Origin of the sequence: Saccharopolyspora sp. 7B, from assembly GCF_020177435.1 — a bacterium.
Taxonomy (GTDB): domain Bacteria; phylum Actinomycetota; class Actinomycetes; order Mycobacteriales; family Pseudonocardiaceae; genus Saccharopolyspora_C; species Saccharopolyspora_C gregorii.
The window spans coordinates 19,823-32,724 of sequence record NZ_JAIUKC010000011.1 but is presented as its reverse complement, the minus strand read 5'-3'; the positions used below and the strand labels follow the sequence as shown (position 1 = coordinate 32,724).

At 73.6% G+C, this 12,902-nt stretch carries 12 protein-coding genes; 6 read left to right on the top strand and 6 right to left on the bottom strand.

What is annotated here, in order from left to right; translation table 11 throughout:
* Positions 1–121: 121 nt before the first annotated feature.
* Together LCD33_RS02085 and LCD33_RS02080 are read left to right on the top strand one after the other, a co-directional pair.
* Positions 122–298 carry a CsbD family protein gene (locus LCD33_RS02085; RefSeq protein ID WP_224955812.1) on the top strand — a complete coding sequence of 59 codons (177 nt, stop codon included), beginning with the start codon at positions 122–124 and terminating at the stop codon, positions 296–298.
* Positions 299–376: 78 nt separating this feature from the next.
* Positions 377–2,188: a thiamine pyrophosphate-requiring protein gene (locus LCD33_RS02080; RefSeq protein WP_224965918.1), complete on the top strand. Its 1,812-nt coding sequence runs from the start codon at positions 377–379 to the stop codon at positions 2,186–2,188.
* Here LCD33_RS02080 and LCD33_RS02075 read toward each other — a convergent pair.
* The 3 genes from LCD33_RS02075 to LCD33_RS02065 form a co-directional block, all read right to left on the bottom strand.
* Positions 2,169–2,492 (bottom strand): hypothetical protein, encoded by a 324-nt coding sequence (locus LCD33_RS02075; RefSeq protein ID WP_224965919.1) that lies wholly within the window; start codon positions 2,490–2,492, stop codon positions 2,169–2,171. The genes LCD33_RS02080 and LCD33_RS02075 overlap by 20 nt on opposite strands.
* 198 nt (positions 2,493–2,690) lie before the next feature.
* Positions 2,691–3,113, bottom strand: coding sequence for a GNAT family acetyltransferase (locus tag LCD33_RS02070; protein WP_224977460.1), 423 nt, complete (start codon positions 3,111–3,113; stop codon positions 2,691–2,693).
* 82 nt (positions 3,114–3,195) lie between these two features.
* The gene (locus LCD33_RS02065) at positions 3,196–4,125 is read right to left on the bottom strand and encodes a U32 family peptidase (RefSeq protein WP_224955816.1); all 930 of its coding nucleotides are present in this window, start codon (positions 4,123–4,125) and stop codon (positions 3,196–3,198) included.
* Between the two features lie 121 nt (positions 4,126–4,246).
* Between LCD33_RS02065 and LCD33_RS02060 the strand changes: the two genes are divergently transcribed.
* Together LCD33_RS02060 and LCD33_RS02055 are read left to right on the top strand one after the other, a co-directional pair.
* A complete protein-coding gene (locus LCD33_RS02060; protein WP_224965922.1) occupies positions 4,247–5,008 on the top strand; it encodes an IclR family transcriptional regulator in 762 nt (253 codons plus the stop codon).
* Between the two features lie 82 nt (positions 5,009–5,090).
* Positions 5,091–6,296 (top strand): cytochrome P450, encoded by a 1,206-nt coding sequence (locus LCD33_RS02055; RefSeq protein WP_224955818.1) that lies wholly within the window; start codon positions 5,091–5,093, stop codon positions 6,294–6,296.
* 3 nt (positions 6,297–6,299) lie between these two features.
* On the opposite strand, the gene LCD33_RS02050 is transcribed toward LCD33_RS02055, so the two are convergent.
* A complete protein-coding gene (locus LCD33_RS02050) occupies positions 6,300–8,468 on the bottom strand; it encodes an NTPase (RefSeq protein WP_224955819.1) in 2,169 nt (722 codons plus the stop codon).
* A 264-nt stretch (positions 8,469–8,732) separates the two neighbouring features.
* Here LCD33_RS02050 and LCD33_RS02045 point away from each other — a divergent pair, with 264 nt between their 5' ends.
* A complete protein-coding gene (locus LCD33_RS02045) occupies positions 8,733–9,806 on the top strand; it encodes an alpha/beta hydrolase family protein (RefSeq protein ID WP_224955820.1) in 1,074 nt (357 codons plus the stop codon).
* A gap of 52 nt (positions 9,807–9,858) precedes the next feature.
* Here LCD33_RS02045 and ilvA read toward each other — a convergent pair whose 3' ends face one another.
* Positions 9,859–11,097: a threonine ammonia-lyase IlvA gene (gene ilvA / locus LCD33_RS02040; protein WP_224955896.1), complete on the bottom strand. Its 1,239-nt coding sequence runs from the start codon at positions 11,095–11,097 to the stop codon at positions 9,859–9,861.
* Between the two features lie 546 nt (positions 11,098–11,643).
* On the opposite strand from ilvA, the gene LCD33_RS02035 reads away from it, so the two are divergent.
* Positions 11,644–12,462, top strand: coding sequence for a glycoside hydrolase family protein (locus LCD33_RS02035; RefSeq protein ID WP_224955821.1), 819 nt, complete (start codon positions 11,644–11,646; stop codon positions 12,460–12,462).
* Here the strand turns inward: LCD33_RS02035 and LCD33_RS02030 are convergent.
* Entirely contained in the window at positions 12,444–12,869 is a 426-nt protein-coding gene (locus tag LCD33_RS02030) for a hypothetical protein (RefSeq protein WP_224955822.1), read from the bottom strand. The genes LCD33_RS02035 and LCD33_RS02030 overlap by 19 nt on opposite strands.
* Positions 12,870–12,902 lie beyond the last annotated feature (33 nt).

Sequence of the window (12,902 nt, the reverse complement as noted above, 5' to 3'; positions counted from 1 at the left end):
CCGCGCCGCCCGCCCACCGGTGAACCGGCGGCCGAACGGGTGTGCGCACCGGGATGTGTAGCCGCGCGCTGAACGGGTACGCGCCGGTGGAAGGCAACGTCCACCGGAAGGAGATGACGTCGTGGGTGACGAGGACAAGGCCCAGCACAAGGCGGAAGAGCTCAAGGGCCAGGCCAAGGAGAAGGCCGGTGACGTCACCGGCAACGAGCAGTGGCAGGCCGAAGGCAAGGCCGACCAGGCCAAGGGCGGTTTCAAGCAGGCCGTGGAGAAGGTGAAGGACGCCGTGAAGGGGCGCTGAACCAGAACTCCGTCCCGCCAGGTGGCGGACCGCCACCGCCACCCGGCGGCCGACCCCCGCGAGGAGGTACCGCGACCAGTGGCTGATCCGAAGAACGTCGCCGAGCACATCGTCGAACGCCTCGGCGCCTGGGGAGCGCGTCGCTTCTACGGCTACCCGGGCGACGGGATCGGCGGGGTGATCGCCGCGCTGCGCACCGCTCCCGACACCGAGTTCATCCAGGTCCGGCACGAGGAGACGGCGGGGTTCGCGGCCTGCGCGGACGTGAAGTACGGCGGCAGCGAGCTGGGCTGCTGCGCCGTGACGAGCGGCCCCGGCGCGGTGCACGCGCTCAACGGGCTTTACGACGCGAAGCTCGACCACCAGCCCGTGGTGGCGCTGCTCGGGCACACCGCGAGCACCGCGCTCGGCGGCGGCTACTACCAGGAGATCGACCTGACGAACCTGTTCAAGGACGTCGCGGGCGACTTCTGCGAGCAGCTGGTGGAACCCAGCCAGGTCCGCCACCTCGTCGACCGCGCGTGCCGCACCGCGCTGGCCCACCGGACGGTGACGGCGCTGGTGCTGCCGAGCGACCTGCTGGAGCGGGAAGCGGTGCCGGAGCCGCCCGCCGAGCACGGCTACTACCGGACCTCCGCGGTGCCGAGCACCCCGGTCGGGGCCGCCGACCCGCGCGGCACCGCGCAGGCCGCCGACGTGCTCAACGCGGGGGAGAAGGTCGCGATCCTCGCGGGAGCGGGCGCGCACGGGGCCACCGACGCGCTCACCGCGGTCGCCGACCGGCTCGGCGCCGGGGCCGCGAAGGCGTTGCTGGGCAAGACCGTCCTGGACGACGCGCTGCCGTGGGTCACGGGACCCATCGGGCTGCTCGGTTCGACCGCGAGCTGGCACCTGATGCGCGAGTGCGACACCCTGCTGATCGTCGGCTCGAACATGCCCTACACCGAGTTCTACCCGGCGCCGGGGCAGGCGCGGGCCGTGCAGATCGACGTGGACGGCGCCCGCTGCGGCCTCCGCTACGAGACCGAGGTGAACCTCGTCGGCGACGCCCGCGCGACCCTGGAGGCGCTGCTGCCGCAGCTCGACGAGCGCACCGACGGCACGTGGCGCGAGCACATCGGGAAGTGGACGCGGCGCTGGGAGTCCTACAGCGAGAAGCGCGCCGACGCGGACACCAGCGGGCTCAACCCGGAACTGGTGGTGCGGGAGCTGTCCCGGCGGCTGCCCGACGACGTGATGGTCGCCGCGGACTGCGGCACCGCCACCAGCTGGTACGCCCGCGACCTGGAGATGCGGCCCGGCATGCTCGGCAGCCTCTCCGGCACCCTGCTGTCGATGGGCGGCGGGCTGCCCTACGCGCTCGCGGCGAAGTTCGCCCACCCCGAGCGGCCGGTGGTCGCGCTCGTGGGGGACGGGGCGATGCAGATGAACGGGGTCAACGAGCTGATCACGGTGGCGAAGTACTGGCGGGAGTGGGCGGATCCGCGGTTCACCGTGCTGGTGCTCGCCAACGACGACCTGTCCTACGTGACCTGGGAGACCAGGGCCATGCTCGGCGACAAGCCCTACCCGGAGGCCCAGCACCTGCCGGAGGTGCCGTACGCGAGGTGGGCCGAGCTGCTCGGCCTGTCCGGGCACGAGCTGGCCGACGCCGACCAGGCCGGACCGGTGTGGGACGCGGCGCTGCACGCCGACCGGCCCGCCGTCGTGGACGCCCGGGTCGACCCGGCGGTGCCGCTCGTGCCGCCGCACGTGACGGTGTCGCAGGCGCTGAACACGGCCCGCTCGCAGGTGAAGGGCGACCCGGACGCGCTGCGGATCATCGCCGACGGGGTGCGCGAGACGATCGGCGCGAAGGCCAGGTCCGTGCTCAGCGCGCCCCTCGACTGACCCGGTCGTGCTCGCGCCGCGACGGCACGAGCACGGCGATCAGCCCGCCGCACGTCAGCAGCAACGCCCCGGTCAGCCCGGCCAGCAGCAGCCGCCGGTCCTGGCTGGCGCGTTGCACCTCCCGCTGGTCGTCGTAGCTGTTGAGCGTGCTGCCCGCGCTGGAGACGAGGCGGCACACCTGGTCCGGGCCCATGATCTGCTCACCGCACCGGACCGGGCCGCCACCGGTGGTGGCCAGCACCGCGCCCCCGCTGACCAGCAGCACGACGAGCACCGCGATCCCCGCTCGCGCCAACGCCCCCATCGCGCTCTCCCTCCGCCGGGTGTCCAGTGTGGTCCCGGCGACGGGGCGGTGGGCGGGCGGACGCACCGGGCGCGGTGGTTTCCGCTGGTCAACCGGGGGCGCCGGTTTTCCGGTCCGGATCCGGAACCCGGCTCGCGGGCTCGGACCGCGCGCCGGGCACGGGTCTTCGAGCCGAGACCTCCCGGGGCGGCGCCGTCCTCAGCCGTCCGGGATGAGGCGCTTGCCGAGATCGACGACCTCGTACGGCGCGTAGCCGAGCCGTTCGTAGAAGTCCACGACGCCGGTGTTGTCCGGGCGGACCTGCAGCTGCACCTTCGGGCAGCCCAGCGCCGCCAGCGCGGCCTCCGCCCGCTCGACCAGCGCGCGCCCCAACCCGGTGCCGCGCTGCTCGTCGGCGACCGCCAAGTAGTGGATCCAGCCGCGATGCCCGTCGTAGCCGGCCATCGCGGTGCCGACCACGCCGCCGGACCCGTCCTCGGCGACGAAGAACATCTCCGGTTGCACGGTCCGCTTGCGCCGCACGTCGGCCCACGGGTCGTTCCACGGGCGGGTCAGCCCCGCCGACTTCCACAACGCCACCACCGCTTCGGCGTCACCCTCGGCGAACGTCCTGATCCGCACCGTCCCGCTCCTCCCACGACCTTCCGGACCCGCGCACGGTACGCGGTCCGGGGTGGTCGGCGCCGCGGATTTTCCCGCTGAGTCAGCAGGTGCGCGGCAGGGCGAGGTCCGCGGCGGCCGGGGCCGAGCAGGTGGCCTCCGGGGCGTAGCGGTGCAGCAGTTCCAGCCCGATCTGCGCACGGCGCACCCGCTCGCGGCCCAGCGCGACGGCGGTCGGCGTCAGGTGCGTGCCGCTCGGGTAGATGTTCGGGGCGTTGCGCAGGCCGAACTTCAGGTGCACGGGCGCGGCGACCCGCACGATCTCGGCGATCTCGAAGTGCCGCACGAAACCGCCGAGGTCGTCGGGGGCCTCCACGTACACGTCCAGCGGCAGCGCGGTGGCGGCCCGGATGTCGGCGAGCTGCTGGAGGTCGAGGTCGGTGGGCACGTTGTAGCTGTCCGCGCCGAGCTGTTCGGCGATGCGCACCGAAGCCGGGTTCGACAGCCCCATCTGGACGCTGATCTTGAACCGCAGATCCGCAGGCAGCGCACCGGATTTGCGCATCCGGGACGCGGTGGCCAGCACGCCGAGGTCGGTGATCAGCACGCTGCGGACGCCGGCTTCGGCGGTGCGGCAAACGTCCTCCAGCGCGTGCACCAGCCCTTCGGTGCCGCGGGCCTGCGCGGCGACCGGGCCGCCGCCGCTCGCGGTGGCCAGGGCGCCGGTGCCCCAGGCGGCGACGGGGCGGGCGAACAGGCTCAGCTCCACCGACGCGGCGGCCGCGGTCCGGGACATCGCGCCGAGTTCGGCCGCGGTGAGCAGCATGCCGCCGCTGCCCTGCGAGATCCGGTGCACCGGCACCTCGCGCGCCCGGGCTTCGTCCAGCACGGCGTCGAGCACTTCGGGACCTTCGGTGCTGGGGATCTCCACCCGGTACTGCGCGCCGTCGGGGAAGCGCTTCCCGCTGACCGGGAGTTGCGGACCGCCGCCGGGAAGTCCTTGCGCCACCAGGAATTCGCGTGTCTCCCGCACCGGCCGCTCCGTTCGACATGTCGGACAACGTTCGGCAACGGTAGGTTCGGCGTGCGGAGCCGGTCAATCCGCCGCGGGTAGGATGGCGCGCCGCTGGGGCGGAACGCGGAGGAGCGAGCCGATGGCACGAGCGGTACCGGCGGTGGGGCGGGCGTTCGACGTCCTGGAGCTGTTCCTGGCCGAGGCGGAGCTGAGCGCGCCCGAGATCACCGCGGCGCTGGGCCTGCCGCGCACCACGGTGCACGAGCTGCTCGGCACCCTCGTCGAGCGCGGCTACCTGGTGGCGGCGGGGGAGAGCGGCACCCGGTTCCGGCTCGGGGTGCGGACGTTCCAGCTCGGCTCGGCCTACGCGGAACGCCTCGACCTGGCCCGCGAGGGCGGGCTCGCGGCGGAGGAGGCGGCGCTGCGGTGCGGGGAGACGGTGCACGTCGCGGTCCTCGACGGCACCGAGGTGCTGTACGTCGCGAAGGTGGACAGCGCGCACCCGGTGCGGATGGTCTCGGCGGTGGGGCGGCGGCTGCCCGCGCACTGCACGGCGGTCGGCAAGGTGCTGCTGGCGGCGCTGCCGAAGCGGCGCTTCGCGGAGTTGTACGCGGGGCGGCGGCTGGTGGCGCTGACCGCGCGCAGCACCACCGCGCGGCGCGCGCTGCGCCGCGAGCTGGACGTGGTCGCCGCGACCGGCATCGCGCGGGAGCACTGCGAGTCGAACGAGGCGGTGGCCTGCGTCGCCGCGCCGGTGCGGGACTCCTCGGGTGCGGTGGTCGCGGCGATGAGCGCCTCGGTGCCGACGCCGCGCTGGGACGACGCGGCGGACCGCGCGCTGGCCGGGATCATCCGGGAGGGGGCGGCGGAGCTGTCCCGGCGCCTCGGCCACGCGGGCTGACGCACCCCGGGGAACTAAGACAATCAGCTGACTTAGTTGTAGGGTGGGTGGCGCCCGAACAGCCCACCCGCAGGAGTTGCGCATGACCACCGCGGAGCCCCGGACCTTCCCGTTCAGCCGACCGGAACGGCTCGACCCGGAACCGCTGTTCCAGGAGCTGCGCGAACAGCCGCTCCTGCGCGTCCGGCTGCCCTACGGCGAACCGGCCTGGCTGGCCAGCCGCTACGAGGACGTCAAGGTCGTCCTCGGCGACCCGCGGTTCAGCCGCGCCGCCAGCGTCGGGCGCGACGAGCCGCGGATGCGCCCGCACCAGGGCTCCAGCGGCAACATCCTCAGCATGGACCCGCCCGAGCACAGCAGGCTGCGCCGGCTGGTGATGAAGGCGTTCACCCAGCGCCGCGTCGAACAGCTGCGCCCCCGCGTCCAGGAGATCGCCGACGGGTTCGTCGACGCGATGCTCGCCGCCGGGCCGCCCGCCGACCTGGTGGCGGACTTCGCGCTGCCGCTGCCGATCACCGTGATCTGCGAACTGCTCGGCGTGCCCTACGCGCACCGCGGGGACTTCCGGCAGTGGTCCGACGCGTTCCTGTCCACCACCAAGTTCACCCCCGGCGAGGTCGCCGAGGCCATCGGCGCGATGCGGGAGTACATGGCGGGCCTGATCGCGGAGCGCAGGCGGGACGAGCACGGCCGCGACGACCTGCTCAGCGCCCTCGTCGCCGCCCGCGACGAGCAGGACCGGCTGTCCGAGGACGAGATGCTCTCGCTGGCCGAGGCGATCCTCGTCGCCGGGCACGAGACCACCGCCTCGCAGATCCCGAACTTCGTGCACGTGCTGCTGGAGCACCCCGAGGAGCTGGCGCGGCTGCGCGCCGAGCCGGACCTGGTGCCGCGCGCGGTGGAGGAGCTGCTGCGCTTCGTGCCGCTCGGCAACGGGGCGGGCATCGCGCGCTACGCGCTGGAGGACGTCGAGCTGGGCGGGGTGCTGGTGCGCGCCGGGGAACCGGTGCTGCCCGCGACGGCCTCGGCGAACCGGGACGCGGCGGTCTACCGGAACCCAGAGCAGCTGGACCTGGCGCGGGCGGAAGCCTCGCACGTGGGCTTCGGGCACGGCCCGCACCACTGCCTCGGCGCCCCGCTGGCCCGGATGGAGCTGCAGGTCGCGCTGGACGTGCTGCTGCGGCGGCTGCCCGGGCTGCGGGTGACCGACGAGGCGGCGATCGAGTGGAAGGACGGCCTGTCCACCCGCGGGCCGTCGGCGATGCCGATCAGCTGGGACGCGGGCTGACAGCTAGCCGGCCAAGTGGTCCCGGAGCAGGGCGTGCCGGAACTGGTAGACCGGGCTGTGCCTGCGCAGCACGCCGCGTTCGTGGGCATCGGTCAGGAACGTGATCGTCCGCCACGGCAGCCGCCCGCGCAGCGGCAACCAGATGCGGCCGAACACGACCCACTCGCCCCAGGCGCTCAACGCGAGCACCGCCCCGAGGCCACCGCCGGCGCCGCCCAGCACGCCGAAGTTGATCGTGCTGATCGAGCTCCACGTCAGCGGCAGGCCCCACAGCCCGCCGCCGAGCAGCTCCACCACCAGGAAACCGCTGAACCCGACGCACATCCCGAACGCCGGGCCGAACAGCAGCAGCTGCACCAGCGCGGTGCGGCGGTTGGCGGCCAGCAGCGCCTCGGGGCTGGCCGCCGCGCCGATGTCGAGGGGCGCGTCGAAGATCGCCGCGAGGAACAGCACGAGCCCGGCGCCGATGCCGAACATCGCCGCGAACAGCAGCCCGTCCACCAGGGCGCTGAGCAGCACCGGGGCCTCGGGGGTGGACCAGGCGCGCAGCAGCCCGGGCACGAACCCGCAGCAGAACCCGAACACCGTGCCCAGCAGCAGCGCCACCGCGGCCCTGGTGGCGATCGTGCGGAACGAGCGGGAGTCCGGTCTGCGCGGTCCGCGCCGGAACCGGAAGCGCACGTGGGAGGGCTCGATCGCGGCCCGCCGGAAGACGAACCGGGCGCCGTGCGCGAGGCCGAACCCGGGCCCGGCCATCGTCCCGTTGAGGAACCCGTTCGCGGCGCCCGCCACCAGGCTCGCCGGCACGCCGTTGCCCCCGGCCACGAACAGCGCCGAGTGCCCGAGGAACACCACCACCCCCACCACCGCGCCGGTGACCAGCGCGACCACCAGCATCCGGGTGCGCCGGGGCAGGTCGTCGGCGATCTTCCACCAGGCGAGGTCCTGGGCGGGACCGGGCGATCTCGGCCGGGAGCGGGGGCGCAGGTCGCGCCGCACGAGGTGCGTGGCGAGGTGCCGGAACCAGGGCTGCACCTGCTCCTGCGTCCACGGCCACCGCATCTCGATCGGCCGGGTGTCGGCGAGCTCGTCGTCGTAGACGGTGGGGACGTACTTCTGCAGCAGGTGGTCCTTCAACCGCTCCTGCGTCGGGAACCGGTCCCGGTCGAGCAGTTCCGCCGGGCGGGCGTCGTCCTCCCGGTACGCGGTGCGGGCCAGCGACGCCATCAGCGGGTTCCGCAGCACCTGCAGCAGGTCGCGGGACGCCGCGCCGTCCGGATCCGCCGGTGAGCCCCGCAGCACCGAACGCCAGCGGCGCCCCGACTCGACCCCGCCGCGCGCCAGGTGCTCGATCAGGCCCGCCTCGTCCAGTTCGACGAGCCGGATCGCGGCGGACCGCTTCACCGGGCCGGTCTTGTCCACCAGGGCGGCGTACTCCGCTTCGCGGCTGGTCATCAGCAACGGCCCCTCGTGCCTGCTGATCGCGCGCAGCCCGGTGCCGCGCCGGGGTTCGGCGATCTCGTCGAAACCGTCGAGCACGGGCAGGATCAGCTCGGAATCGACCAGGTCGGCGGCCGTCCGCCTGCCGCCCGGCTGCGGGTAGTCGTGCGCGAGCCGCTCGATCAGCCAGTTCCGGAGGCCGATCGCGCTCGGGTCCCAGGCCCCGAGGTCGAAGCGGACCGGCACCGGGCCGCCGGCCCACCGGCCGCCCCGCTGCCGCTCCGCCAGCACCCGCAGCACGAAGTCGACGGTGAGCACCGTCTTCCCGGACCCGGCGGGCCCCAGCACCACGAGCCGTCCCCACGGCAGCGCGCCGTAGGTCAGCAGGATCCCGTTCGCCTCCTCGTCGAACACGCCGGAGAGGTCGATCGGGGCGTCCGCCCGGTCGCCGTGCCAGTGGCCGCTCAGCCGGTCTGGTGCCGCCTCCCACCGCACCGGCAGCGCCTCGTGCTCGCGCAGCACCCGCGCCTCCTCCCGCTTCCAGCGGGTGCGCACCTCCCGCGCGAGCACGCGCAGCGGCTCGTCGAGCGCGGTGCGCCCGGCGTTCCCGATCAGGTCGCCGTGCAGGACCCCGCCCTGGACCACGGTGCGCACCCGGGCACCCGGCGCGATGTTGACGGTGTTGTCCACCCGGCCGGCAGGTGGGCAGGATCGCTCGTCAGAACCCGACATCCCCACGACCTCCCCGGAGGGCGGCCCCGCCCGCCCCGGAAGGACAAGGTCCCACAACTCGGGGTCGCTGAACACGGCCGCGCTGCGACCGGATCACCCGAAAACTCTCTGGCATATGCCGAAAAAGGCGGAAGTTCGCGCACAGGTGCGGAATGTTGCCGCCGCGATCACCCGACTGGCCGCTGGAACCCGGCCACCCGGCCTTGGTTCGCTCAGCACGGCACCCGTCAGGGGAGGCGGGTCGACCTCATCCGGGGGAACCTGATGCGAACCGAACACCGGACCGCGCCGCGCCGCTGGGCCGCCGCGCTGATCGCCCTCACCGCCACCGCCGGGCTGACCGGACCGGCGGCGATCGCCGAACCCGCACCGCCGCACTTCGCCGACGGGCACGGGATCACCGTCGTCGGGCAGCCGGAATGGCACAGCGCGCGGACGTTCACCATCACCGTGCGCACCGACCAGGTGCCGGAGCACCCGGTGCTGCCGGGCCAGGTCTCCGGTGAGCACGTCGTCATGGTGACGCTGCCCGACGGCTACGACGGCACCACCCGCTATCCCGTGCACTACACGCTGCACGGCTCGCCGGAGTACCCGAACGCCGTGCAGAACATGGAGATCACCGAGGCGGCCACCGCGGGAGTCCCGCTGATCGCCGTGGAGCCCGACGGCGGCGGACGCGGCTGGTACACCAACTGGGTGGCGCCGGGGAGCTCCGGCGTGCAGAACTGGGAGACCTTCCACCTCGACCAGCTGATCCCGCTGATCGACGACAACCTCGCCACCATCGCCACCCGCGAGGGCCGCGCGATCTCCGGGCACTCGATGGGCGGCTTCGGCGCGTTCCACTACGCCGAGCACCGGCCCGACCTGTTCCGCTACGTCGGCAGCTTCTCCGGGGACCTCGACCTGCTGAACCCGGAGATCCGCGCCGCCGTCACCGCCTCGACGCGGTGGGACGGCGCGGGCACGCCGCTCGACCCGCCGGACGCGATCTTCGGCTCACCGGTGTGGCCGAACGACGGCATCTGGAACGCGCAGAGCCCCGCGCAGCACGTCGACGCCCTGCGCGGCATGGGCGTCGCGATCTACGCGGGCAACGGCGGGAACCTGCTGGACGATCCGGTCCTGGCCATCGCGGAGAACCGGGTGCGGGAGACCGCCGTCGTCACCGCGGCGAACCTCGCGGCGGCCGGCATCCCGCACGACTTCCTCGGCTACGGCGACGGCAGCGGCTGGGGCGAGGGCTGCAACGGCAAGCACGCCCAGCGCGCCTGCCTCCAGGCCGACCACGACGACTACGTCGGTCGCATCATGGACGTCCTGCAACACCCCTAGCCGCCAGGTGAACGGCCCACCGGCCCGTGGTGGGCCGTTCACCCCGGCGAACTCACACCAGGAAGTGGAACAGCGGGCTGTCCGGCGGGACCTGCTGGATGCGGTGCGGGATCGCTTCCATCCGCTTGCGGATCGGGTCCAGGTTCTCAGGGGCGCCGAGTTCGAGCCCGACCAGGGCGGGGCCGGTCTCCCGGTTGTTGCGCTTGACGTACTCGAACAGCGCGATGTCGTCGTCCGGGCCGAGCACGTCGTCGAGGAACCGGCGCAGCGCACCGGGTTCCTGCGGGAACTCGACGAGGAAGTAGTGCTTGCGCCCCTCGAACACCAGCGCCCGCTCCACGATCTCCGCGTACCGGCTCACGTCGTTGTTGCCGCCGGAGATCAGCGACACCACCGTCGAGCCCGGCGCCAGCCCGAGGTCCTGGGCGAGCGCGGCGGGGGACAGCGCGCCCGCGGGCTCGCTGATGATGCCGTCCGACTGGTACAGGTCGAGGATCTCGACGCAGATCTGCCCTTCCGGCACCGCCACCAGGTCCGGCGGGTCCAGCGCGGCGATGGCGTGCGGGTTGCGGCCGACGACGCGCACCGCGGCGCCGTCCACGAACGGATCCAGATCGTCCACGGGGGACGGTTCGCCGCGGTCGAGCGCGAGCGCCATGCTCGCCGCGCCCTGCGGTTCCGCGCCGATCACCCGCACCTGCGGGTGGTTCTCCCGCAGCCAGGTGAGGGTTCCGGCGAGCAGCCCGCCGCCGCCGACGGGCACCACCACCGCGTCGGGGGCCTTGCCGAGCTGCTGGACGACCTCGCGGATCACGGTGCCCTGCCCGGCGATGGTGCGCGGGTCGTCGAACGCGGGGATGAGCGTCATGCCGCTGTCGGCGGCGTCGGCGCGGGCCGCGGCGTCGGCGTCGTCGTAGGTGTCGCCGAGCACGATGACCTCGACGTGGCTGCCGCCGAAGCGCGCCACCCGCTGCCGCTTCTGCCGCGGCGTGGTGCGGGGCAGGTACACGCGGGCGGCGACGCCGAGCGACTCGCAGGCGAACGCCACGCCCTGCGCGTGGTTGCCCGCGCTGGCGCACACGACGCCGCGCTCGCGCTGCTCCGCGGAGAGCTGGCTGATGAAGTTGTACGCCCCGCGCACCTTGTAGGACCGCACCGGCGTGAGGTCCTCCCGCTTGAGCCGCACGTCGAGCCCGTGCCGGGTGGAGAGCCGTTCGTTGTGCTGCAGCGGGGTCGGGGGGATCGTCGTGCTGAACCGCTGGGCCGCGGCGTCCACGTCCGCGGCGCGCACCGGGCTTGGCGACACGTCGTCGACCTCCTGTCGGGTGTTTCGGTGTTGGGGCACGGGAACGAGCATGGTCCTGCCGTTCGGGCGGCCCGGCGGCGGGGGTGGGCCCGTGCGACCGGTCCCCGCCGATTCGGTGACGCTGCGCACAGGATCTGCCGCGCACCTCACCCGATGTGGAGCTCGTCCGATGCGGACGGTCGTCAGTGGTGACCCTGCGCGTCGATCTCCCACTGCATGGGAATGCTGAGCCGGACTCGCGTTTCACCAGGTGGACGCGGTAGGGCGTGGCGCGGCCGCCCGTCGTGCCCGCTTCGTCCGGTCCGGCCGGTTCCGGCGTCGCCGCGTCGAGCCAGGGCGGTCGAGCCGCGCCCGCAGCGGCGGACGGCACGCCCGGAACCCGTTGCGGTACCGCCGAACGCGCGGTCCACCGACGAGAAAACCGGGAAATTCAAAGGGGATCGGAACGCGTGGCGGCGCCCTACGATGATCCCGACGTCCCGGCCGCGTCCGCCGCGCGGGCGGGAACTGCGGCGACGCCAGGAGGAATCGATGATCAGGACGTTCCCGCGCCGGACGTGGTGGGCCGCGGTGACCGCGGCCGCGGCCCTGCTGCTCGTCCCCGCGACCGCCGGAGCCGACGACGCCGGCGGCAAGGGCGTCAGCGTCAACCCCGGCGACGGGGTGGACGCGGCGCTGCGCGACGTCGGCGCCGACTGGTTCTACGGCTGGGCCGCCGACCCGCAGGGCGTCACCGCGCCCGACGGCGCCGAGTTCGTGCCGATGATCTGGGGCGCCGACTCGGTGAACCCGCAGGACCTGGACGCGGCGAAGGAGTCCGGGTCGACGCTGCTCACCTTCAACGAACCGGACTTCGACGAGCAGGCCGGGATGACCGTCGAGCAGGCCCTCGACCTGTGGCCGCAGCTGGAGGAGACCGGGATGCGGCTGAGCGCGCCCGCCGTCGCCACCGGCGCCGACCAGGACGACGGCTGGCTCGACCGGTTCCTGCGCGGCGCCGAGGAACGCGGGCTGCGCGTCGACTTCATCCCGCTGCACTGGTACGGCGGCGACTTCTCGCCGCAGGCCACCGATCAGCTCCGCGACTACGTGCAGGCCGTCCACGACCGCTACGGGAAACCGGTGTGGGTCACCGAGTACGCGCTCATCGACTTCTCCGGGGACGCTCCGCGCTACCCGGACGAGCAGCAGCAGGCGGACTTCGTGCGCGACTCCGCCGCCATGCTCGACGGGCTGCCGTTCGTGGAGCGCTACGCCTGGTTCACCCTCTCCACCGGCACCAGCCCCACCGGCCTCTACGACGGTGCCGAACCCAACGCCGCCGGCACCGCCTACCGCGACGCCCCCTGACCGCTCGCCCGGCCGGGCAGGACCAGGACGAGCGCCAGGCCGGTGACCAGGCCGAGGCTGCCCATGCTCAGCACCTGGTCGAGCAGGCCGTACATGTGCAGCATCGTGCTGTGGAAGCCGAAGTGCAGCGCGTTGAACACCAGCCACGCCGCACCGGCGGCCCGGGTGAGCACCACGTCGTCGACCCGCCGCAGCGCCGCACCGCTGAGCGTCGCCAGCGCGAGGAACATCGCGCCGGTGTCCCGCGTCAAGTGCTCGTTGTACGGGCCCAGCCGCGGCAGCCAGTCCAAGCCGAAACCCGGGAACGAAGCGTGCCAGGACTCCGGCGCGACGAAGGCCCAGAACCCGGTGCTCGCCCCCACCAGCAGCAGCACCACGAGGCATGCGCGGTCGACTCGGGTTTTCACGGGTGCGATACCTCCTGCGGGGTGGCGGACGGG